This window comes from Saccharothrix sabaoui (assembly GCF_051756985.1).
In the GTDB taxonomy this organism is placed as follows: domain Bacteria; phylum Actinomycetota; class Actinomycetes; order Mycobacteriales; family Pseudonocardiaceae; genus Actinosynnema.
Genome location: NZ_JBPKJK010000156.1, coordinates 1 through 20,536, shown reverse-complemented (window position 1 = coordinate 20,536; position 20,536 = coordinate 1). Strand labels below are relative to the sequence as shown.

Annotated in this window: 21 protein-coding genes and 2 pseudogenes; 11 read left to right on the top strand and 12 right to left on the bottom strand. The window is 68.7% G+C overall.

The features are described from left to right. Positions 1 to 1,189, bottom strand: a 1,189-nt coding sequence (locus ACR807_RS33535; RefSeq protein WP_438925494.1) for a cytochrome P450 family protein, incomplete at its 3' end; no start/stop codon positions are given. A gap of 956 nt (positions 1,190 to 2,145) precedes the next feature. Here ACR807_RS33535 and ACR807_RS33530 point away from each other — a divergent pair. Next, the gene (locus ACR807_RS33530) at positions 2,146 to 2,514 is read left to right on the top strand and encodes a helix-turn-helix domain-containing protein (protein ID WP_438925493.1); all 369 of its coding nucleotides are present in this window, start codon (positions 2,146 to 2,148) and stop codon (positions 2,512 to 2,514) included. Positions 2,515 to 3,308: 794 nt separating this feature from the next. Here the strand turns inward: ACR807_RS33530 and ACR807_RS33525 are convergent. Continuing rightward, positions 3,309 to 3,953, bottom strand: a complete 645-nt coding sequence (locus ACR807_RS33525; RefSeq protein ID WP_438925492.1) for a cytidylate kinase family protein — start codon at positions 3,951 to 3,953, stop codon at positions 3,309 to 3,311. Positions 3,954 to 4,257: 304 nt separating this feature from the next. On the opposite strand from ACR807_RS33525, the gene ACR807_RS33520 reads away from it, so the two are divergent. Beyond that, complete coding sequence (locus ACR807_RS33520; protein WP_438925491.1) at positions 4,258 to 4,668, top strand: NUDIX hydrolase; 411 nt, start codon at positions 4,258 to 4,260, stop codon at positions 4,666 to 4,668. Between the two features lie 16 nt (positions 4,669 to 4,684). Continuing rightward, positions 4,685 to 5,056, top strand: a pseudogene (locus ACR807_RS33515) (coproporphyrinogen-III oxidase family protein); the annotation flags it as partial. A gap of 256 nt (positions 5,057 to 5,312) precedes the next feature. On the opposite strand, the gene ACR807_RS33510 reads toward ACR807_RS33515, so the two are convergent. From ACR807_RS33510 to ACR807_RS33490, 5 genes are all read right to left on the bottom strand, one after another. Continuing rightward, complete coding sequence (locus tag ACR807_RS33510; RefSeq protein WP_438925495.1) at positions 5,313 to 5,441, bottom strand: hypothetical protein; 129 nt, start codon at positions 5,439 to 5,441, stop codon at positions 5,313 to 5,315. Beyond that, entirely contained in the window at positions 5,432 to 5,797 is a 366-nt protein-coding gene (locus ACR807_RS33505) for a hypothetical protein (RefSeq protein ID WP_438925490.1), read from the bottom strand. The genes ACR807_RS33510 and ACR807_RS33505 overlap by 10 nt, the downstream gene beginning before the upstream one ends. Positions 5,798 to 6,025: 228 nt before the next feature. Next, positions 6,026 to 6,550 carry a hypothetical protein gene (locus ACR807_RS33500; protein ID WP_438925489.1) on the bottom strand — a complete coding sequence of 175 codons (525 nt, stop codon included), beginning with the start codon at positions 6,548 to 6,550 and terminating at the stop codon, positions 6,026 to 6,028. Between the two features lie 218 nt (positions 6,551 to 6,768). Then, entirely contained in the window at positions 6,769 to 6,915 is a 147-nt protein-coding gene (locus tag ACR807_RS33495; RefSeq protein ID WP_438925488.1) for a hypothetical protein, read from the bottom strand. Positions 6,916 to 7,128: 213 nt separating this feature from the next. Beyond that, positions 7,129 to 9,399: a rhamnogalacturonan lyase family protein gene (locus ACR807_RS33490; protein WP_438925487.1), complete on the bottom strand. Its 2,271-nt coding sequence runs from the start codon at positions 9,397 to 9,399 to the stop codon at positions 7,129 to 7,131. 454 nt (positions 9,400 to 9,853) lie between these two features. Here ACR807_RS33490 and ACR807_RS33485 point away from each other — a divergent pair, with 454 nt between their 5' ends. The 6 genes from ACR807_RS33485 to ACR807_RS33460 all read left to right on the top strand — a co-directional run bounded on the left by ACR807_RS33485 (position 9,854) and on the right by ACR807_RS33460 (position 14,736). Beyond that, the gene (locus tag ACR807_RS33485) at positions 9,854 to 11,080 is read left to right on the top strand and encodes an amino acid ABC transporter substrate-binding protein (RefSeq protein ID WP_438925486.1); all 1,227 of its coding nucleotides are present in this window, start codon (positions 9,854 to 9,856) and stop codon (positions 11,078 to 11,080) included. A gap of 6 nt (positions 11,081 to 11,086) precedes the next feature. Beyond that, a complete protein-coding gene (locus ACR807_RS33480; RefSeq protein WP_438925485.1) occupies positions 11,087 to 11,965 on the top strand; it encodes a branched-chain amino acid ABC transporter permease in 879 nt (292 codons plus the stop codon). After that, positions 11,949 to 12,971 (top strand): branched-chain amino acid ABC transporter permease, encoded by a 1,023-nt coding sequence (locus ACR807_RS33475; protein ID WP_438925484.1) that lies wholly within the window; start codon positions 11,949 to 11,951, stop codon positions 12,969 to 12,971. Before ACR807_RS33480 ends, ACR807_RS33475 begins: the two co-directional genes overlap by 17 nt. Further along, the gene (locus ACR807_RS33470; RefSeq protein ID WP_438925483.1) at positions 12,968 to 13,708 is read left to right on the top strand and encodes an ABC transporter ATP-binding protein; all 741 of its coding nucleotides are present in this window, start codon (positions 12,968 to 12,970) and stop codon (positions 13,706 to 13,708) included. Before ACR807_RS33475 ends, ACR807_RS33470 begins: the two co-directional genes overlap by 4 nt. Beyond that, entirely contained in the window at positions 13,698 to 14,432 is a 735-nt protein-coding gene (locus tag ACR807_RS33465; RefSeq protein ID WP_438925482.1) for an ABC transporter ATP-binding protein, read from the top strand. Before ACR807_RS33470 ends, ACR807_RS33465 begins: the two co-directional genes overlap by 11 nt. Before the next feature lie 103 nt (positions 14,433 to 14,535). Beyond that, positions 14,536 to 14,736, top strand: a complete 201-nt coding sequence (locus tag ACR807_RS33460; RefSeq protein ID WP_438925481.1) for a hypothetical protein — start codon at positions 14,536 to 14,538, stop codon at positions 14,734 to 14,736. Here the strand turns inward: ACR807_RS33460 and ACR807_RS33455 are convergent. After that, positions 14,737 to 15,012, bottom strand: a pseudogene (locus tag ACR807_RS33455) (transposase); the annotation flags it as partial. It lies immediately after the preceding gene. A gap of 15 nt (positions 15,013 to 15,027) precedes the next feature. Then, the gene (locus ACR807_RS33450) at positions 15,028 to 15,879 is read right to left on the bottom strand and encodes a hypothetical protein (protein ID WP_438925480.1); all 852 of its coding nucleotides are present in this window, start codon (positions 15,877 to 15,879) and stop codon (positions 15,028 to 15,030) included. A 457-nt stretch (positions 15,880 to 16,336) separates the two neighbouring features. Between ACR807_RS33450 and ACR807_RS33445 the strand changes: the two genes are divergently transcribed. Then, positions 16,337 to 16,924 (top strand): GNAT family N-acetyltransferase, encoded by a 588-nt coding sequence (locus ACR807_RS33445; protein ID WP_438925479.1) that lies wholly within the window; start codon positions 16,337 to 16,339, stop codon positions 16,922 to 16,924. Positions 16,925 to 16,936: 12 nt separating this feature from the next. On the opposite strand, the gene ACR807_RS33440 is transcribed toward ACR807_RS33445, so the two are convergent. The 3 genes from ACR807_RS33440 to ACR807_RS33430 form a co-directional block, all read right to left on the bottom strand. Further along, positions 16,937 to 17,659 (bottom strand): DDE-type integrase/transposase/recombinase, encoded by a 723-nt coding sequence (locus tag ACR807_RS33440; RefSeq protein ID WP_438925478.1) that lies wholly within the window; start codon positions 17,657 to 17,659, stop codon positions 16,937 to 16,939. A 341-nt stretch (positions 17,660 to 18,000) separates the two neighbouring features. Further along, positions 18,001 to 19,434 (bottom strand): NF041680 family putative transposase, encoded by a 1,434-nt coding sequence (locus tag ACR807_RS33435; RefSeq protein WP_438925477.1) that lies wholly within the window; start codon positions 19,432 to 19,434, stop codon positions 18,001 to 18,003. Positions 19,435 to 19,568: 134 nt separating this feature from the next. After that, entirely contained in the window at positions 19,569 to 19,973 is a 405-nt protein-coding gene (locus tag ACR807_RS33430; RefSeq protein ID WP_438925476.1) for a transposase, read from the bottom strand. Between the two features lie 112 nt (positions 19,974 to 20,085). On the opposite strand from ACR807_RS33430, the gene ACR807_RS33425 reads away from it, so the two are divergent. Beyond that, positions 20,086 to 20,448, top strand: a complete 363-nt coding sequence (locus tag ACR807_RS33425) for a GNAT family N-acetyltransferase (RefSeq protein ID WP_438925475.1) — start codon at positions 20,086 to 20,088, stop codon at positions 20,446 to 20,448. Positions 20,449 to 20,536: the final 88 nt, after the last annotated feature.

Genomic DNA, 20,536 nt, shown 5'->3' with positions numbered 1-20,536 from the left:
GTTCCTCGATACCGGCCATGATGGCGCTGCGCTGCGCCCGCAGCCGCTGCGGTTCGACGGCGAGCCGGGCGCGGGGGAACCGGGCGATGAGTTGCCGCAGTGCGATCTCGGCTTCCATGCGCCCCAGGGGTGCTCCCAGGCAGTGGTGCATGCCGTAGCCGAAAGACAGGTGCCTGCGCGCGTCGGCACGGCCGATGTCGAGCGAGGCCGGGTCGCCGAACATCTCCGGGTCGCGGTTGGCGCTTGTCAGCGACACCAGGACGATCTCCCCGGCCGGGATTTCGACCCCGCCGTAGACGACCGGGGCCGCGGTGACCCGGTGGGTGGCCATGCGCACCGGTGAGTCGAACCGCCACACCTCCTCGATCGCCTGGGGGATCCTGTGCGGGGTGTCGGCGAGGTGCCTCCACAGCCGGGGATCGGCCATCAACCACCGCGCGGCCTTGGTGATGGCGTTGGTCGAGGTCTCGTGCCCGGCGACGAGGATCAGGAAGACCGTCCCGATCAATTCCTCGTCGTCGAGGCGGTCGGTGTCGGAACCTCGGACCAGGGCCGAGAGGAGATCGTCACCGGGGTGCTTGCGCTTGGCGCTGATCAGTTCGGCGAAGTAGCCCTCCATCGCCCGTGATGCCGGGAGCAGGCGCGCGGGGGCGTCGTCCATCAGCGCCGCGGTCCAGTCCCGCAACGCTTCACGGTCTTGTGCCGGCACGCCCATCAGCTCGCAGATCACGGTGAGGGGGAGCGGGAACGCGAGCTTGTCGACCAGGTCGAACGGCTCGTCGACGGGGAGCGCGTCGACCAGCGTCCGGGTCAGGTCGAACACCCTGGAGCGCAACTGCTCGATCCGGGTGCGGGTGAACTTGTCCGCCAGCAGACGACGAAGGCGTCCATGGGCGGGCTGGTCCTGGAACAGCATGTGCGGCCGGAACATCCCGGACAGCTCGGTCGGCAGCCCGGCGGCACGCAGGTGCCGCTCCATGACCGGGCGGATGCGACCGGCGTCCTTGCTCAGACGAGAGTCGGTCAGGGCGCGGCGCGCATCGGCGTAGCGGCTGATCACCCAGACCGGCAGGTACCCGCCTACCTCGGCGCGATGCACGGGTTCGGCCGCCCTCACCCGGTCCCCGACATCGAGCGCATGCTGCCAGTAGTCCTCCTCGAAAAGGCGGACCTGTGTATCGGTCTGCATTGCCAATCCCCCGGTCGTGATGTTCCGCGCCCGCGTGCGGAGGGTCGGATCTAGTTATTTAGGGTAAGTATCGACCGGTTGGCATGGAAGCGCCATAAGGGCAGCCACGTAGTAGCCGATGTGAACACGTAGCAGGACCACTTAGTGTGTTGCCGGTGGCCACGTAGAGGGGGTGCGCATCGCCTGAGGGCATGTCGGGTACGCGTAAGTGACGAGCTTTTCCCGTTCGGCGGGACAATCGACACGCCGATATTCACATGTTAATTACGGAGTCTCGTGACGGCTTGGCTGATTTTGAAGGGTGTCCGCAGACCTTGTTGACACAGAGTGACAACAGTCTGCCTTTGAGTGACCGCGTGCGGCGTTCATGCATGTCGAGAGGCCTTTCATGCGCTGCTACGTGCCCGCTTCTGCGCGATCTAGGGGTTGGTTACGCGCGAAACTACGGGTCTACGTGATTACCGCTTCTTCTCGGTGGACGCCTCTGGGAGTTCCGTTCGCGTTGACATGGAATACCGATGGCATATGCTTTCATCGGTTGGCGGGCGGTAGCGGCCTCTCCGGGGCTTTGCTCCTGAGGCTGCGACGGTGGACGGATGCCGGTGGGGATTGTTATATGTGAAGGCATGCGCAGTGACGTAGACGACCTCCTGTAGTCGAGCGAGCATGTCGATCAACCGCTGGACAGGATGCGGCATGCCTGCGCGAGTGATACGACCGAACGGCTGCTCGCTGGCGCCTGCACCACTGAGTGGGTTCGGGATCGCGTCGACGAATTCGCTTGAGGCAAGGTGGGGACCGACACCGCTGCGCGCCGGGCATCCAACCGACAGGGACATCCAGGTGGCCCGAGATGGCACCTGGCGCGCCTACGACGGCGTGTCATGTCCGTGCAGTCGGTAGTAGGCGACGACCGCCGGAGGGTCGGTCGTCTGCGGAGACAAGGGAGGGATTACATGTCGTTCACCAGCGAGGACCGCGGCGGGAACTGGCGGTCCGACCGTGCGCAGGGGGAAGCGCAAGCACAGGAGGAAGTGCCGCAGAGCCCAAGTGACGCGGACGACGCGGCTGATGAGAGAGGCAAGGGGTCGATGTTGGAGCGGGCATTTCACGTGCTGGAACAGGTCGCCGGCGGTAAGAAGCCGTTGAACCTCACCGAGATGAGCCGCGCTGCTCGGTTGCCGTTGCCCACCACCTACCGCCTGGCGAAGACCCTGGTGAAGCTGGGTGCGTTGGAGAAGGACGCCGGCAGGTACACCCTCGGTCCGGTGTGGCTGGAGTGGTGCGAGACGGTCGGAAGCGAACACGCGTGCACCTCGAACTGACGGCTGTGGCCCGCGATCGGCCCTCGGGCACAGGTGTCACCTCGCGGTTGTGAGGTCCCTCGAGCATCCTTCCGACGTGGTCGTGGTGGGCTCCGGAGTCGGGCCGGCACGTCACGATGTGCATGCTGGCACAGGCATTCCTCGCGGTCACCCGTGCGAGCCAGGGAAAAGAAGTGCCGCTCCAGGAGAGCAAGGCGACCGGCTGAGGCCGGTACTGCTGCCCTTCTCGACCGCGGCGATCCGAGGGCTGCTGGCCGCGACCGTGCTGACCCGCGTCGTCGACACGGTCGCCGCGATCGCCGCGATCTCTGGCACCAGGTCCATCTCGGCAGGGCCCTGATCGGCCACTATCGCCGACGCGGCGACCCACTCCCTCGAGATCTCGGAATGTAGTACAGGGTGGCCTGGTCGGTGATGGTCACTCCAGTATCAGCAGGGTGCGCCGTCCTGGAGCTGTCCGTCCTGGTGGTCGAGCACGACGCGTACGACGCGGCGCAGTGTCTTCGGGGCGGGCCGGCCGACTGCCTCGTGGCATCACCGAACTCGATACCAAGGGGATGCCGTTTGAGCACGCGGAGGGCGTCGACCCCGTTCGGACGAGGTCGACTACCCCCTGGTGCTGCATAGACCCCAGCTGACGAGGGGAGACGCAGTAGAGCCAGGCCAGCGTCCTGAACCAGGGATCACTCTCCGTTCTGCGGAAGATCCGAACGTGTAGGTGGTGCCGATGGGCTCGACATCCGGTGCGGTTCAGGTGGACGCTGGCGGCCTCTCTCCGGCGGCGTGCCACGGATTCATCGCCTCCACTCGATCGCGGTGCCGCCGTGTGGATCGGCAGATGTCGACCAGGTGGGAGGGAACGTGGGGCGGTCGACCAGGTGTCGATCGGCGAGTGCTTCGACCACGGCCCGGTAGGTCGTTCGCGCGCCCGCCTCGGCCTCTTCTAGGGTCGCCACCGGGATCTGCGCGGAGCAGTCGGCGATCATGTCGAACGGTTCCCGGTCGGTGAGGATGTCGAATCCGTGGTTGGCCAGGAACACGGTGTGGCTCATCGCGTCCTTGGTGTCCATGATGGACGCGCACTCCTCGAACGTCTTCGGCGTTCCGCGCTGCAAGTACGACACGTAGCACTTCCGCAGTCGGCTCTCCCGGCTCGACTCCAGCCAGATCCGCGTCGCGGGCTCGTCGGAGTACCAGGGCAGGCCCCAGGAGTCGAAAACGCCTGCGTCGTGGTCACGCAGAGCGCTCGTCACGGCCGCGTCGACGGCGCGTTCCACCGACAGGTCCGTGCGCTGCCAGTCGAGGGCTGGTGACCATTCCCCGTTCGGGTCATGCAGGTTTTCCCACAGGATCCGGGAAGCGCTGACGTACGGCACGTCCAGGCCGGTCGCCAGGCTTCGGCAGAGTGTCGTCTTCCCGGTCGCGGTCAAACCGGACACGATTATCTTCATCGGCCCGAAACTCCTCCGTTCGCCGGTGGGTGGGCGATCCTGAACGTGCGCCGGGTGTACTCGACCCGAGACTCGACCGTACTCGAAGTGGTGTGCGACGCGGCAACGAATGGTGCGGTAATCCGCTTGTTGGACGAAGCTGCAGCAGTTCCGCAATATTGCGGTTAATTATTCCGTGCCTCGTGGGTCGTGCTGGGTTCACCCGAAGCAGTGGTTCACTGGCTTCTTCGATGTCGGCGATCGGCCACACCACTACCCTCTGCCGCCGAAGGGACGAACGGGAGGGTATTCGATGCAACAGGTAAAACTGGCCGGATGCGTGATCAGGGATGACCGCGGCCGTGTTCTGCTGCTCCACCGCAACACGCCTGAACTGCGACAATGGGAAATTCCCGGCGGCAAGCTCTATCCGGACGAAGACCCCGAAAGCGCGGCCCGTCGGGAGCTGAGGGAAGAGATGGGGGTAGAAGTCGCCGTCGGTCAGAATCTGGGGACGCGGTCATTCGTCGAGAACGGGCGCACGATGGTCTACACATGGTTCCTGGCGCGGATCACCGCGGGCGAACCGCAGGCGTTGGAGCAGCACATCCACGACCGTTGGGGCTACTACCACGTGACCGAGCTCGCCGCGATGGTCGAGGAGTTGTCGCCGAACGCGCGGAACTTCCTGCGCGAGGTCACCGAGGGCAACATCAGCATTTGAACCTTGCGAGGATCCCATGCAGATCGTCGTGGGCGAGCCCTCGGTCCGGACGCGGCTGACGGAGCTGATCGCCGCGAACACGCGGGCCGACTACGTCTACTCCTGTCCACCCAGACAGGTGTGCCGGGCGTTCGACGACAGGACGGCCGCTGCCGTCCCCGGCGCGATCGCCCGTTCGCTGCACAGGTTCGACGACCTGAACCTCTACGTCCATGTGCCGTTCTGCCGTCAGATCTGCCGATTCTGCGACCTCTACGCCGTCGCGGACGTGAACAAGGACCTGGCCGGGTACGTCGATACCGTGCTCGACGAAGCCGCGAGGCTCGCGGACCTGACCGAGCGCAAAACCGTGACGACCCTCTACGTCGGGGGCGGCACGCCGTCGATCCTGCCGCCCGTCCTGCTGGAACGGCTCATCCGGTCCGTGCGCGTTCGGCGAGTCCGACTCCGATGCCGCCGGCCGGGGTGTCGGTGTTGTCGCGGCGGCCGACGAACTGCCAGCGGCGATTGTGCTGTTGGCCGGTGTGGCGGTGCCGGGGATGGTGCTGGTGCAGGCGGTCAAGGTCATCGCCGCCGCGACGGCGGCGAGCATCGGCTTTGTGCGGGTCCCGGTGTACATCAAGGTTTTCCGTGTCTGCGGTTGGTCATCGCGGGTAGAGCGCGTCGAGCAGCGCGCCGGCGAGGTCGTCGCGGAAGGCGATGCGGCTGCGGTCGACCGGGGTGGAGGAGGGGCGGCCGCGCGGTGGGTGCAGCTCCAGGTGGATCAACAGCACGCCGGGCCGTTCGGCGTCGCCGTGCGGGGCGAGGGTGATCTGCTCGCCGTCGCGCCAATGCCGTCGGCGCCGCCGGCCAGGCCGGTGGTCATCGCCGCAACTCCGGCGATCTGCACCTGGCGGGTGAGGGCGGCGAGGTCCGGGTCGGCCTGGAACCGGGTCAGGTACTCGCCCAGCGGCGCGGCGCCGAACAGGTCGAGCTTGATCGCGACCTGGTTGTCGGCCGACCACAGCTCACACCAGGTGGAGTCGCTGCCGTAGCGGTAGAAGCCTGCTCCCAGCCGCCGCTGCCAGGTCTGGTCGGGTAGCGCGCTGCACAGCATCTGCGAACTCGTGGCCTCGTTCGCCGTCCACACTCGAACAACCGCTGGCCCGTGGCCAGCTCCGTGTGCCGGTACTCGCTACAGCTGTCCGGGTCGGGTGCGCGGTCGCACACCTCAGGTCGGGAGCCGTCGCCGGATGCCGACGCGGCACCGCTGATCTGAGGTCGGGCAGTGCCACTGACGAGGGTGCTACAGGTGGACAGCATCATGACGGCCGCCAGGAGCGCGGCGCCGAGAAGTCTCGGGTGGTTCACTGCGTGCCTACCGCGGACAGGATCTTCTCGACCAGCTTCTTCGACCGCTGTTCGCAGTCGGGGTGTCGATCCGGACGATCTGCACCGACGGGAGGGCGTCGTCGTCACGGTGGTCCTCGACGATCGTGGTATCCGGGTCCCAGCCCGCGACGGTGCGGCACTGCCCGGCGCGCATGCCCGTGACCGCCTTGTAGCCGGCGATGTCGGCGGCCTGGTACTCGTCGGGCGAGACGGTCAGGTCGCGTGCGGGGTCCTCGGCGACGCCGTAGACCACGGTGACCTCACCGCCCCCGGCCCCGGCCTTGCCCTGGGGGATGACGGTGCCGCCGGAGCCGGGGCCGATGCTGCACTCGTAGACTTCCTGGGGCTGGATCTCCGCGTCGGGTCCGAAGTCGTCGACCACGGCGGTGAGCGCCTGGCACGGGTCACGCAGCGCCAGCGGCACCGTGGGCTGCGTGCGGCCCGTGTCGTAGCGTGGCAGGTCGCGCCACCGGTCCATGATCTGTCCGACGTGGTCGCGGGCGAGTCGCACACCGGTCGCACGACGTTGTCGCGGTCGTCGGCGTGCACGTCGAGCACGACAGCGTAGGTGCCGTCCAGCGGCCGGCAGTTCGCAACCGAGCTGCGGTGCGCCTTCTCCTTGACGTAGAACTCGACGCCGCCGATCTGCTCGGGCGCCGCCTCGCGGCGCAGTGCGGCGTTGTACTCCTGCGCCACCCGCAGGTACATCGTCCAGGTGGAGTCGAACTCCTACTCGTGCAGCCGCAGGGTGCAGGTGTCGAAGCCGTCGTCGGAAGACATCAACTCGCCGCCGGTGCTGCCCTCGCCGGATACCTTCTCGGCCGCGACGGGATCGTGCAGGGCACGCGCGTCGATCTCCCGATAGCGGGCACCCACGGCGCATTTCGCTGAGAAACCTCCATGACGGGGCAACGGAGCTCCTTCGGAACAAGCTGTCCTGGTTGACCGCCTGCACCGACGAGATCCGTTGCCCTGCGTAGTGCCTCCTGCAACTGCATTGCGTGACCAGCGGAAACGCTGACTGCCCGCCCTTGGGGCAAGCCCCGTGGGCAGGCCGGCCCGGTTGACCGGCCCGCCCACGGATCGGGTTCAGCGGACGTGGATGTTCGGCTGGGGCGGGGTGCTCATGCCGCTGCCGAGGAAGAAACTCGGGTGTGGCGGCTGGTTGTAGGCGGTGTTCTGCCAGGCGATGGCCACGCGGTACTGGGTGTCGTGCATCAGGGTGTGGATCCGCCGGTCGGTCTGCGTCGTCGTGGCGTAGATGCGCAGCGCGGCGTTGTCGTCGCGCGGCAGGATGACCTCCTCGCGCCAGTCGCCGAACAGGTCACCGGAGAGCGAGGGGGTCGACTTGGTGCCGTTGACGGAGTGCGCCCCGGTGCCGGTGAGCAGGCGGGTGTCACCGCCGGTGCCGTACTTGTCGACGTGGTTGCCGTCCAGCAGTTCCCGCACCGGGTCGGCATCCCACCAGGCGAGGAAGTTGGCGCTGCCCGGCGTGCGCCCGATGTTGCCGCCGGAGCCGTTGAACAGGCTGGTCAATCCGGTGCCCCTGCCCCAGAACTCGGCGCCGGGGTTCCCGGCGTAGATGTCGCCGGCCGCGCCGCGGGCCGGGCCTTCGCAGCTGCAGGTGTTGTTCTTCTGCATGATGACCGCGCCGTTGTTGGCGTCGCGCAGGGTCGCGGCGGCGCCGGAGCTCTGCTCGTGGATCTGCCAGATCTCCTTGCCGGGGCGGTTGGGCAGGAAGTCCCCGACGTGCAGGGCGTCGCCGTGGGCGTAGAAGTTGGTGGTGTAGCGCCCGGTGCCGTTGGCGTTGATGGTCATGCCGCCGTAGATGATCTCGTCGGTGCCGTTGCTGTCGACGTCGGCGATGGACAGGGAGTGGGTGCCGCGGCCGCCCCACTGGCTGCCCGCGGAGCTGGAGTCGAACTTCCAGCGCCGGGTGAGCTGCCCGTCGCGGAAGTCCCACGCCGCGATGGCGCTCTTGGCGTAGTAGCCGCGGCCCATGATGATGCTGGGGCGCTGCCCGTCCAGGTAGGCGGTGCCGGCCAGGAACCGGTCGCCCCGGTTGCCGGTGCAGTCGCCCCAGTCGCAGATGTTGCCGCGGGCGGGGTCGAAGGGCACCGTGGACATGACGGCGCCGGTGAGGCCGTTGAAGACGGTCAGGTACTCGGGTCCGGTGATGATGTAGCCGGAGGAGTTGCGGTGGTCGGCGTCGGCGTTGCCGATCACCTGACCCGTGCCGGACACCGTGCCGTCGCCGGTCTTGACCGCCAGCTCGGCCCGGCCGTCGCCGTCGTAGTCGTAGACCTGGAACTGGGTGTAGTGCGCGCCGGCGCGGATGTTGCGGCCCAGGTTGACGCGCCACAGCCGCTGTCCGTTGAGCCTGTAGGCGTCGATGTAGACGTTGCTGGTGCGACCGGACTGGGAGTTGTCCTTCTGGTCGCTGGGGTCCCACTTGAGGAAGATCTCGTACTGGCCGTCGCCGTCCGCGTCGCCGACGCTCGCGTCACCGGCCGTGTAGGTGCTCCCCGGCCGGGAGATCGGCACGTCCAGGTGGTTGCCGCCGGTGAAGCGCACCGACGGCGCGGACGGCGCCTGCTCCACCCCGTCCACGATCGCGCGGACCGTGTACGACGCGTCCCCCGCCGCCCCGGGGTCGAGGAAGTTGGTCGAGTCGGTGATCGGCGAGCCGTTCACCTTCGTCGAGCCCCGGTAGACGTTGAACCCGGTCGAGGGCGACTCGGTCCCGAGCAGCCGCCACGAGACCAGGTTGCCGGACCCGGAGCGCACGCTGACCAGGCCCCGGTCGAGGTCCTCCACCTGCTTGCCCGAAGGCGGGTCGCCCGCGGCGTCGACCTCGAGGTAGTCGACGTTCGCCAAGCCCTCTGCGGTGGTCGGGCTCAACCGGATCGTGTTCGTGCCGGCGTTCACGGGGACGGTGAGCGTCTTCGAGGACCAAGTGGTCCAGGCACCGGTCGGGGCGAACGCGGTGCCCGGGTGGGCGACCGCGTCGTTGACCAGAACGTCCGCGGGGCGGTTGCCGGTCCCGCCATTGGCGTACCGGACGGCGATGGTCGTGGAACCCGCCGCGGGTGCCGTGACGGTGAACTGCGCGGCCGCCCCGACCGCGTTGTCCGCGTTGCAGAACCCGCTGCCGGAGTAACCGGCGTGATTGGACTCGAGGGCACCGGCGCAGGTGGCCGGTGTGCTTTCCGCCTCGTAGCGGGTCGGAGCCGCCGACGCCGGGGAGATGGCGACACCGCTCCCGACAGCGGTCAAGGCGACGCCGACGGCGAGCAGCGCGACGCGCCGCCCGGGCAAGAACGGGGGGACGGCCCGTCCCCGAACAAAGTTGATGAGCACTGTTGCTCCTTCGTCACAGCTTCTGGGAACGCTCCCAGTAGTGGCGAGGCGTCATCCCGCACCAGCAAAGCCGCAGGATGGTGCCACGTCGGACATGAAACGTTTCAATGAACGCGACGGCTACCGGAAAGCGCTATCCGGGTAAGAGGCACCTCAGTCGCGGGTCGCTCGGGCGGCCTTGGTGATCGTGTGGATCCGTTGGCGCCCATGACGTTCTGGCGCCAACGCTGCCGGGGTAGACCGTACGAACGTCGCCGTCCCGGTGTCAACAGCCTCGGCGCAAAGTCTCGGTCGGAACCGGACTGCGGGGCCCGCGTGGCAGTCGCTTCGGGAGGCCCGGATGCCGGGCGTGGTCCTGGTGGCGTCGGCACCACCTGATATGGCGCTTGTCACAGCTCTCGGCGATTCCTATGCTCGGAAAGCGCTTACCTCATCCCTCGACGACGGGTGGACGATGGATACGGCTCACGGGCTCCGCATCGGCGCCCTCGGCGCGACCGCGGCGCTGCTGGTCTCCGGCTGCCTCGGCGGCCGGCCGGCGGAAGGGGGAGCCGGCGGTGACGGGCCCATCCGCATCGGCGTCTCGTTGCCGCTGACCGGCGACTTCTCCGAACCGGGCAAGGGCGTGCAGCGCGGCTACGAGGCGTGGGCCGAGCACGTCAACGCCAACGGCGGGCTGCTGGGCCGCGAGGTCGAGCTGATCGTCCTGGACGACCAGTCCAGCGCCGACCGGGTCGCCGCCGACTACGAGAAGCTCATCAACTCCGACGGTGTCGACCTCGTCTTCGGGCCGTTCTCCACCCGCCTGGTCATCCCGGCCGCCCAGGTGGCGCGCGACTACGGCATGTTGTTCGTGGAACCGGCGGGCGCCGCGCGTGAGGTGTTCGAGCAGGGCTTCGACAACCTGTTCTACGCCGCGCCGGCCATCGCCCAGGACCACTACGACCACCTGGCCGAGGCGATCACCGCCATCCCCGAGGCCACCCGCCCGAAGACCGCCGCCTACGCGGTGATGGACGATCCGTTCGCCCAGGGCACCGCGAACGGCCTCAAGGAGGAGTTGGCCGCCGCCGGCATCCGGACCGTGGTCGACGAGGTGTACCCGCCCAACACCACCGACTTCGGCTCCATCGCCGCCAAGATCGCCGACTCCCGCGCGGACGTCGTGGTCGGCGGCACCCAGTACCAGGACGCGGTGAACCTCATCGTGGCCCTGCGCCAACTGGACTACCAGCCGAAGTTGGCCGCGTTCTCCACCGCGCCGACCAACCCCGAGTTCGCCAGGGCCATCGGTGCGCAGACCGAGGGCATCCTGTCCCCGACCGGCTACACGCCCGAAGCCGACTACCCGTCCAACCGGGAGTTCGTCGACTTCCACACCCGCGAGACCGGCTCCCCGCCCACCGAGGACGAGGCCAACGCCTGGACCACCGGCCAGGTCGTCGCCGCCGCCGTCACCGCGGCCGGCTGCGCCGACCCCTCGCCGGAGTGCCAGCGCGAGCTGATCGACTGGTTGCACGCCAACGAGGTGCAGACCGTCGTCGGCCCGCTGCGGTGGGACTCCGCGGGCCGACCGCAGGGCGCGCACCTGATCCAGCAGTACGTCGGCGGGAAGATCCGCATCGTGCTGCCCGCCGACGCGCGGGAAACCGAGCTGGTCTACCCCAAGCCCGCGTGGTGAGCCCGGGTGTCCCTCGTCTTCCAGAGCCTCGTCCTCGGCGTCCTGATGGGCGGCCTCTACGCCCTGTTGGCCGCCGGTCTCACCCTCTACTTCGGCGTGATGCGCGTGGTGATGATCGCGCACTCCGCGTTCCTGGTGCTGGCCGCGTACCTGGCCTGGGCGTTCACCGTCGGGACCGGACTGGACCCGATGCTGTCGCTGCCGGTGACGGTGCCGCTGTTCTTCGCCTTGGGCGTGGCCGTGCAGCGACTGCTGGTCGCCCGCCTGCGCACGGCCACGCTCACCATGATGTCGGTGCTGCTGACGTTCGCGGTGGCGCTGGTCGTCGAGGGCGTGCTGGGGTTCGTCTTCACCGGTACCCACCGCCGCGTGCCGCTGTCCTACTCGGGTGCGCGGCTGGAGCTGTTCGGCGCCAACGTCGCACTGGTCAAGCTGATCGCCTTCGGCCTGGCCGCGGTGACGCTGGCCGGGCTGCACGTGCTGCTCAAGGTGACCAGGTTCGGCCAGGCGCTGCGGGCCACCATGCAGCACCGCGAGGCGGCCCGGCTGCTCGGCGTGGACACCGACCGGGTCGCCGGGTACGGCTTCGGGCTCGGCCTGGCCACCGCCGCCGTCGGCGGCACCGCCCTGGCGCTGGACTCCACCATCTACCCGTCGCTGCACTGGCACTGGATCGGGCCGCTCATGGCGATCATCGTGGTCGGCGGCCTGGGCAGCGTCGCGGGCGCGGCCGTCGCGGCGCTGCTGCTGGGCATCGGGCAGAACCTCCTCCAGATCCCGCTCGGCACCACGTGGGCGCAGACGTTCTTCTACGCCGCCCTGTTCGTGACGCTGATCCTGCGCCCGCGGGGATTCTTCGGAGGCCGCCTTGCGCAGCGGTTCTGAGCAGGTGTTGAAAGCCGTCGGCCTGGTCGGCCTGGCCGCCTTCCTGGTGGCGTTCCCCCGCCTGGCCCCGGACCCGTTCGTGCTGTCGGTCGGCGTGGTGATCATCAGCTACGCGGTGCTGGCCACGGCGTGGAACTTCGTCGGCGGGTTCACCGGCTACATCTCGCTGGGCCACGCCGCCTACTCCGGCCTGGGCGGCTACGCCACCGGCCTGCTGGTCCTGCGGGCCGGCATCGACCCGTGGCCGGCGTTGCTGCTCGGCGGGGTGGTGGTCGCGGTGCTGGCGGTGCCCGTCGGCGTCGCCGCGCTGCGGGCGCGGGGCGCGTCGTTCGTCATCGTGTCGATCGCGGTGGTGCTGGTCCTGCTGCTGGTGTTCCAGAGCTGGGGATCGGTGACCGGTGGCTCCGACGGGCTGCGCGTGCCGCGCCCGTTCGGCCCGGACGTGCTGCGGCCCGAGCAGCACCAGCGGTTCTTCCACCTGCACGCCGTGCTGCTCGCGGTGGTGCTGCTGTGCTGGTGGCTGATCGACCGCTCGCGCTTCGGCATGGGGCTCAAGGCGATCCGCGAGGACGAGGACAAGGCGCGGTCGCTCGGCGTGCCGACGGTGCGCTACAAGCTGGCGGCGTTCGTGGTCTCCGCGTTCTTCACCGCGCTGGGCGGCGGCCTCTACGCCCTGTGGTTCGGCTTCCTCGACCCCGTCTTCCAGTTCTCCATCCTGGTCGGCGCCAACATGGTGCTGATGAGCCTGCTCGGCGGCGTGCGCAGCCTGTTCGGGCCGCTGGTCGGCGCGGTCGTCGTCGGCTACGCCACCGAGTTCTTCAAAGCCCGCTACGGCGACACGCAACTGCACCTGGTCGCCACGGGCGCGCTGCTCGCGGTGGTGGTGCTGTTCCTGCCCGACGGGATCATCCCCGCACTGCGCGGGCTGGTGGACCGGCTGCGGCCGGCGCGGGCGTCGATCCGCGAGATCACCCAGGAGGAACTGGCCGAGGAGGTGCGACGGTGACGGCGGAGCGGGGCCTGCGGGTCGAGGGCCTCACCAAGTCCTACGGGGGCGTGCGGGCGGTGGACGAGGCGTCCGTGACGTTCCGGCACGGCCGGATCAACGCCCTGATCGGCCCGAACGGATCGGGCAAGACGACGTTCTTCAACTGCGTCACCGGGATGGTCAAGCCGGACGCCGGCACGGTCACCTACCACGGCCGCGACCTGACCGGACGGCCCGCGCACCGGATCGCGCACGCGGGCATCGGCCGCAGCTTCCAGCTGTGCCGGGTGTTCCCGCGGCTGACCGCCGTGGAGAACCTGCTGGTGGCGGTCCGACCCGGCTCGGTGCTGCGCGCGTTGGCCCCGGCCCGCCGCCAGGCCGACGTGGACCGGGCGCTGGGGCTGCTGACCCGCGTCGGCATCGAGCACCTGGCCGACGTCGAGGCCCGGGACCTGTCCTACGGCCAGCAGAAGCTGCTGGAACTGGCGGGCGTGCTGATGGCCGAACCGGAGACGATCCTGCTCGACGAGCCCGCCGGTGGGGTCAACCCGGCGCTGGTCGACCGGATCGGTGCGCTGATGCGCGAACTCAACGCCGAGGGCCGGACCTTCCTGATCGTGGAGCACAACATGGACGTGGTGATGAGCCTGTCGGATCACGTGGTCGTGTTCGACCGGGGCCGTCCGATCGCCCAGGGCCCACCGGACGAGGTCCGCGCCGACCCCCTCGTGCTGGCGGCCTACCTTGGCTGCTGACCTGCTCGGACTCGTCGACGTCGAGGCCGGCTACGGGCGCGCGGCGCTGGTGCTGCGCGGGCTGACCGTGCGGGTGCCGCCCGCGTCGGTGGTCTGCCTCGTCGGCCCCAACGGCGCGGGCAAGTCCACCGTGCTCAAGGTGGCCAGCGGGCTGCTCGCGCCGCGCGCCGGCCGGATCACCCTGGACGGGCGCGACGTCACCGGCCACGGCCCGCAGGAGCTGCTGGCGGCCGGCCTGTCGCACGTGCTCCAAGGGCACAGCGTGTTCCGCGAGATGACGGTGGGGGAGAACGTCCTGCTCGGCGCGTACACCGTGCGGGACAAGGCTGAGGTGGCCGAGCGGGTCGACTTCGTCCGGACGCTGTTCCCGGTGGTGGGCGAGCGGTGGGGCGCGTTGGCGGGCGCGTTGTCGGGTGGGCAGCAGAAGCAGGTAGAGTTCGCCCGCTCGCTGATGGTCAACCCCCGCGTGGTGCTGCTGGACGAGCCGTCGATGGGGCTGGACCCGAGGGCCACCGCGACGGTGTTCGAACAGGTCGTGCGAATGCGCGACGCGGGCACGGCGGTGCTGCTGGTCGAGCAGAACGCCCGGCGCGCGCTGGAGGTGGCCGACCTGGGCTGCGTGCTGGACCTGGGTCGGGTGCACATCAGCGGCCCGGCCGGCGACCTGCTGGCCGACCCGCGACTGGGCGAGCTGTACCTGGGCCGCGCCGCACGCGATTCATGACGCACCGGTACCGCCGCCGGGCATCCCGCGCCCCGGGCGAATCCCGGATCCGGTTCTTCCGAGGCGACCGGCGATTCCGGCCCCCTCGGGGAGGGAGACAACGATGGGCAAGCGCAGCCGGCGAGCCACCGCGGTCGTCACCGCCGTGATCGCCGCCCTGGTGGTCGCGACCCCGACCTGGGGCGCACCCGACGACCCGATAGCCGACCCGATCCCGCGAGACCCCGTCCCCTCCCGGTTCGGCCTCGTCCTGGCGGAGGTCGCGCGGTTACAGAGGTTAAATGAGCGATGGCGGATGTCGTGATCATGCTGTCGTCGTGAGGGGCAGTCCGGTTTGGGCGAGGCAGCCGTCGAGCACGTCGGGCCGGTACTGGATCTTCTTCAGTTTCCTTTTCACCACCCGTGTCAGGTGGTCGAGGTCGGCCGCGGCGAAGTCCGTCAACGACCGCTTGAGCAGTGACCACACGCCTTCGGTCGGGTTCAACTCCGGTGCGTAGGACGGCAGGTGCACCACCCGCAGCCAGTCCCGGTTGGCGGTGATGAAGTCGACCATCCCGTGCGCCTTGTGGACATTGAGGTTTGTCGGGTGCGGGACTCACCGGGTGTCCTCGTCGGTGTCGTGGCGGCGCGTGTCGCCGCTGTTCGGGGTGATGCGGGTGCGGTCGTGGGTATCGGCGTGGCCGCGCAGCGTCGCGGCGGTGCCGCGCAGGCGTTGGGCGAGCGGGCCTGGCACGCGGGTGGCTCGTCGATCCAGCAGGTCGGTGCGTTCGCGCAGCAGGGGCGGCGTAGTGGTCGGTGCGGGCGATGTTGCCGCAGCCGGGGACGCAGTGGTCGAGGCTGGGGTGTTGCGCACGCCGTCGCGGTGGCACAGCGCGGTGGCCCGTTTGTAGTGGCACAGCAGCAGGGCGTGCGGGTTGTCGTAGAGCATCGCGTCCTCGTTCGCGAGCAGTCGCCGCGCGGTCGTGGCGGTGATGACCGTGCCGGCGAAGCGGGGCGCGGTCGCGGCGGCGCGGCGGGCGGCCGGACCGGACACGCCGACGCCTTCGTGCAGGTCGTGGTGCAGGTCGGCGACGGTGTCGGCGACCGCGCAGATGGTCTCGACATCGAGCAGTTCGTCGATGCCGCCCTGCCCCCGGGAGGCGTAGCCGGCCGACACGGCGGTGCGCAGGTGCCCGTACTGGATGGCCAGGGCGACCAGGCCGCCTGGTTTGCGGGCGATGTGCAAGGCCAGGGACCTGCGGAAGCGGGCGGTGCCGATTCGGCCGTGGGGGTCGGGCGGGATGACCTCGCCGGTAAGACCGCGGGTGGTGGCCTCGGCGTTGGTCCAGGTCACGAAGGCTTCGATGCGCTCGCTCAACGCGTTGCTTTTGAGCGCGCCCGTGTCGCGTCGGGTCCTGTACAGGTCGTGCACGTTGCGGTCGAACAGCAGGTGTCCTGCAGGGACCATGCGCTCCAGGACACGGATGGCGTGGACGACGGGGGTGATGGCGACCCAGGGCGCTTCGCGTTCGCGGCCGGTGGACTGGTGGACGCCGTGTTCGTCGGTGGCGGTCTTGTATTTGTTGCCGCGGATGAGGTGCCGTCCGGTCGAGCCGTCGGCGTCGGGTTCCAGGTTGGGGCAGCATCTGATGCGCAGTCCGAGGACTACTGGTGGAGGGGTGTTATTCCGACCGTGCGGTATTCCTCCGCAGCGTCGCTGTTCTGTCAGCGGTCAGCCGACCTGAGTCTGTGGTCAGGTGAGTTGGCCTGTGGGTGGTTCGTCGGCAATTGATCTGGCTTGACCTCACTCTCGACGGTGTTGGCTGACGGTGCCTGATCGCCACTACTCGGTGGCCAGCGCGGTCTGCGGCCCTGGTCAGGAAATAAAGCGACAGCCCGTACGCGCGGGGATTACCGTCCGTCGCATGTTGGATGCATCCCTCACGTGGCAGCCGCTTACCCGCGAGGACGCCAAGGCGTCGGCCGACCTGCTCAACGCCATCGAGGCCGTGGACAAGATCGGTGAGAACTACACCGAGGAGGACACCCTCACGGAGCTCCTCGACCCCTACACGGACCTGGAGCGCGGGAGCCTCGCCGCCTTCGACGGCGACGTGATGGTCGGCTACATGAAGATTCGCTACAAGCCGTCTGCGGAAGAGGTCCATCGGGTCTTCCTGGACGGCGGGGTCCACCCTGACTACCGCCGCCGGGGTGTCGGCACCGTGCTCGTGGAAGCCGGGGTGGCGGCGGCGAAGGTGCTGCACGCACTGCATCAGCCAACACTGAAGCTCGTGGTCGACGTCCATAAGAGCGAGCACATCGCCGGCGTTCCCGAACTTCTCCGCTCCCAGGGCTTCGCGCCGGTCCGCTACTTCCAGCGCATGGAACACTCACTCGGCGACGCGCTCGGCGCCGTGGCGATCCCCGACGGGCTGCGGGTCGAGCCGTGGTCGGAGCAGAACGACGAAGATTTCCGGGTGACCCGGAACGGTAGTTGTCAAGTCAAGTGAGACACGTTGTGTCTATGGGACCGGTTGTGGTTGATCGACGGGTTGGTTGATCCACGCCACGTCGGGCAGTGCGGGTGGGCGGGGTCGGCGTGCGAAGCGCTCGGGGTGTCGGGCGTGGGCGCGGTCGAGGACGGCCTGGCGTTGGTCGCGGATCTGTCCGGCGGTGCCGAAGTGCACCGACGCCGGGGTGTGCATCCCGATTCCGGAATGACGGTGCTCGTGGTTGTAGGACAGGAAGAAGCCCTCGCAGAACAGGCGCGCGTCCTGCAGTGATCCGAACCGGTCGGGGAAATCGGGCATGTACTTCAGGGTCTTGAACTGCGCTTCGGAATAGGGGTTGTCGTTGGAGGTGCGCGGGCGGGAGTGGGACCGCAGGACTCCGAGGTCGACGAGGAGTTCGGAGACTGGTTTGGAGACCATCGCGCCGCCTCTGTCGGCGTGGATTGTGTGTGGTTCGGTGCCGTTGCGGGCGATGGCGTCGGCGAGGAAGTCCTTCGCCACCACCGCGTCCTCTGCGGCGGCGACCAGCCATCCGGTGACGTAGCGGGAGAAGATGTCCAGAATGACGTAGCACTTGTACCAGACGCCTTTGGTCGGTCCTTTCAACGCGGTGATGTCCCAGGACCACACCTCGCCCGGACCGCGGGCGGACAGCTCGGGCCGGACCCGCGGCGGGTGGGTCGCCACCCGGCGGCGTTCGCGGACCTGGCCCGCGGCGCGCGCGATCCGGTACATCGTCGAGATCGAGCACCAGTACCGGCCCTCGTCCAGTTCACGCGCCCAGACCTGCGGGATCGCCAGGTCCCGGTAGGCGGGCGAGGTGAGCACCTGCAACACCTGGGCACGCTCACCGGCGTCCAGGGTCTGGGGCGGGGGCGTCCGTGCCGGCCACGGCCCGTGCACCGGGCCCTTCGGGTTGAGATGCCGGTAATGCGTCGCCCGGGACGACCCGGTCAGTACACACGATTTCCTCACCGAGACGCCCGCCGCGCGCAGTTCGGCGAACGCGCTCGTCAGGACCTCGTCGGCGGCCTGTCGTCCTCCGCGCCCCCGGACAGTTCTTCCAAGCTTGAGATTTAACCCTTCTTCTTCCCGCTCCCGGCCTTCCGGGTGTCCGTTTTGCGAATTTCCGATCCGATGTGGTGGCGCGGAGCTGGAGTGCTCGTTCGGCCGGGCGGACGTCCTGGTCCGGGGTGGCTGGTTTTCGGCAGGCGGGCGGGAGTGCCGAGCCGGCGGCGCAGATGACGAAATGCCCGCCGGACCCGCTGGGGTGTCAGGGGTTTGCCGGGCAGGGTTCGTCGTTCCCAGGGACGCCGCAGGTCGGCGGAAAGACTTCGGGCGAGCCGGAGTTGGACGTACGCGGCGATCAGAAGCCAGGTCCAGCGGATCGCCTGCTCGGGGTGACGGACTCGCGCGGCGGTCCATCCCAGTTGCGACTTCATCAGTCGGAAGGTGTGTTCCATGTCGAAGCGGCGCAGGTAGGCGCGCCAGCACACGTCCAGGTCGGGTGCCTGCGGGCCAGAGTGCCACAACCACATGGTGCGGTGCGGACTCCGTCCGTCGGGCAACCGCTCGACGCGGACCTCGATCACGGTGCCCTCGATGACAGGCAGCCGGGTGAACAGCTCGGGCTGCATCCGCGCGAAATACCCCGTGCGTTGCACCTTCTGGTGCATCCCATGCCAGGCGCGGACCTCGACCCTGCCGTAGTTGGTGGTGTCGGGCACGACCAGGGACTGGTCAGGGCGGCGTGACTGCTCCGCCGCGGCCAGCTCGAACCTGTTGCCGTGCACGCCTTTCCGGCCAGGGCCGGGTTTGCGAGGACCGGGTCGGCCGTCGTAGAACACCCGATCACCGGCGATGCGCACCAGTAGCTGGACCTCGGTGTCACCGAGCGCATGAGTGAGCGCGGCAGCGGCGTAACCCTGGTCCAGGACGAACAACGGTGCCGGCCGGTCGGTGCACTCCGTTCGCGAGGCCACCCGGGCGGTCAGGTCGCGGATCTGTTCTGCTGTCGTGGTTACCGGACACGAACCCTGCGGCAAGCGGCGCGCGTCGACCGGCAGCGTCCACGACGAGCTGCCCCATTCCAATCCCATCACCCACTGGAACTGCCAGCCCGGCACCACTTTCCGATCGCCGTCGCAGCGGCACGGCGCGTAGTGCAGACCCCGATCCGGTGAGCATTCGGCGTTCGGGCGGGGGTAGGTGGTCGCGTCGACGCCGAACACCAGAGGCGCGTTGGCCGGGAGTTGATCGGCCAGCAGATCGCGGATCCGATCCTCGTCGACCACCCCGTCGGCGAGTGCGTCGTAGAGGGCGCCGTGCCCGCGGCGGAAGACCGGCGCCAGCGACAACTCGACCAGCGAGGTCACCGGGCCGTCAGTACAGATCACTGCGTCCGCCAGTTCGAACAACGCGTCCGCACGAGCATTCAGGCACTCGTAGAACACCTCACGGAACCGGGACAACGCCGACAGCGCCTCCGTGCCGGCGTCCTCGTGCAGCACACCCACCCCCACAGCCGTCAGGCTTGGCCGATCCGATCTCGACCCCAAGCGAGAGGACATGATCACCAGAAACCGGGCCCGCTGTCTGCTGAACAGCTAAACCTGCTCGCACCAGTTCAAGGGTTGGTTAAATCTCAAGCCAAGAGCGCGTGCGCTTTTCCCATGATGTCCAGCGCCATCCGGGTCTTCGCGAGGTCCGAGGTCAACTTCTCGTTCTCGCGGCGCAGCTTCTCCAGCTCGATCTGTTCGGCGGATTTCCTCGCTGGTTTCGGCGACGTGCCGGGCTCGGCGGGACTACCGGTCAGGCGTCCCGCGTCACGCGCCCTGGCCCATTCGATGATGTGGGAGGAGTAGAGGCCCTCACGGCGCAGGATTGCTCCCTTCTCCCCGTTGGGTGCGTTCTCGTACTCGGTGACCACGGCCAGCTTGTAGTCCGGGGTGAACACCCGGCGCGACGGACGTGGCGCCGGGTCGGGCTTCTCACCGTGGGAGGAGGACCGGGACTGCTTGTCGGATGGCGAGGACACGTGCACGAGCATCTCCGATCCCGCCCTCGATCATGAACCCACCCTCACACAGGGTGTCTCACGCAAGTCTGACCAAGAGGGGAACGAGTCGTTCAAGGACCACTGGGGCGCGGTACCGATGCCGGTGGACCTGTGGAAGAACAAGATCACCAACCAGACGTTCCGGCCCGAGGTCAGCTTCCTGCTCCGGGAGGTAGCGAACGGGGCTCCGGTGGGCATGCTGGTGACCATGTCCTGGGAGGCCGATACGGTGGCCACCGGCGTCCGCGACGCGCACTTCATGCTCATCGGAACACTCCCGGACTACCGGAAACGGGGCGCCGCCAGCGCCCTGATTGGGCACGCACTGCGGGCCGCCGTCGACCAGCACTACGACCGCGCCAGCCTGAGCGTGGACTCGGCGAACCCCTCCAGGGCGTCCGGGGTCTTCGAGAAGACCGGCTTCACACCGACGATGCGGTACGTGCGCTGGGCCCTCGAAGTCTGATGCGCACGCGCTCAAGGGCGACAACCGCTGAGGAACCGAGCAAGCCCCCCGCGGCCTTGGAAACGGCCTTCTCAACGGACCAACGCAG